This window comes from Aquiflexum sp. (assembly GCF_041749095.1).
Taxonomy (GTDB): Bacteria; Bacteroidota; Bacteroidia; order Cytophagales; family Cyclobacteriaceae; genus Aquiflexum.
Window position 1 is genome coordinate 1 of the sequence record NZ_JBGTCA010000603.1, and the last position, 1,596, is coordinate 1,596.

Sequence of the window (1,596 nt, forward strand, 5' to 3'; positions counted from 1 at the left end):
TGTCAATAGATTTTCTATACTATTACCTCCCGCAAGTCCGATTTTAGGACTGTTATAAGTTCCTCCCAAATTGATTGCGACAGGGATAAGTGTGGATTCATTAGCCTGGGCACCTGATATTGTCGCCAACAAAGTATTGGCCTGTGCCCCGAATTTTCCGGCGGGAACCTGCATATTGATCAGGTAATTAATACTGCCATCAAAACCGGCACTCCCTTGAACATTGGCCTGGTAATCCCATAACCTGACATCAAATGGTCTAACATTCATGACACCGTTATTTATTTCAATGGGTATATTCAGATTTCTCAACTGCAAGGTATTGGTATCGTTCAATCTGGTCAGGCTGGTTATTCCCTGTACCAAAGTACTGTTTTGTAGGGCAGCCTCAGTGACTTTAAGCAGGCCTTTGCCATCCAAAGAGGCAAGCAATGGCATCATATCCTGGCCCAAGATGCCGGAGAAATTGATATTGGTGTTGAAATTTCCCGCGAGGTGCTGCGCAATCGGGGCAAAAGCCCTTACAGTATTGAAAGCCTCAAAAGCTTGGGAAATATTTAAATTGGCAAGATTAAGACCAAAGTCGAATTTGGGTGCGGTGATGTCCCTGGGGTCATAGATGCCATTCAAGGTTACTTTTCCCCCCAATGTACTCATAGAAGCATCCCTGAAACTTAACACCCCATCTTTTAATGCCATATTCCCTTTGACTTCTTTGAGGACCAGATTGTCATACAAAACTTCCGCCGCAGCCACTGACATGGTGAAATCAATATTTGCAGGTAATTCAATGACCGTTAAAGCTTCACTTTCTGTGCTTTCGGATTCAGTCATCCATTCATTGACATTGAACCTGCTGGAATTAAGGCTCAACTGACCCTTCAGGACTTCCTTATCTTTTACTATATAATTAATGTAGTTGGAGATGAATCCGGTAGCCTGCAATGGACTTTCGCCCACTCTTGCATCAAATTGGGTAAGGTTGATTCTATCAGGAGAAAAATCAGCGTCGGATCGATGTATCCTTATTCCTTGGGGAAGATCTACTGAGGTAAAATAAAAATCGGTAACGGAAGCTTTTCCCCGGGTATCAAGACGGTTGTACCTTTCTTCTTCCACATCCTTATAAGAACCTTTGGTCTGAAGATCTGCAAAAACCTTCCCTTCCATAATGATATCTTCCATGGGGAATATGGCCAGCATTTTTCCCAGATCCACGGTACCATTTAAAGCTCCGTCCCAATTCAGCAGGGAAAAATCATTGATCTTTAACCTACCATTGATGGCTTCATCCTCCAATTCAAATCCGAACTGACTTAAATCGACCAAAAACTCGTTCATTTTCCCACTTGGATTGATGATGCTTGCATTGATATTCAACTTTTCGATGGGGGCAGGATATTCAGTACTTTTTACAAATCCGTTGGCCAAAGTCATTTTGGCATCAATTCTTGGGATGACTTGGGCTACTGAGTCATATTTGCCCTTGGCCTGTGCGTTGACATCAAGTATTCCCTTCAAGGTCATACCCTCAATCGGGAAAATAGAAGTCATCTCCTCCAGATTAACTTTTCCTATCAACGCTCCATCCATTTC

1 protein-coding gene is annotated in these 1,596 nt (G+C 42.7%); it reads right to left on the reverse strand.

The genetic code is table 11. The features are described 5' to 3' along the window. Positions 1 to 1,596 (reverse strand): AsmA-like C-terminal region-containing protein (locus ACEW8O_RS26880; protein ID WP_373497716.1); only part of this gene is annotated, 1,596 nt, incomplete at both ends.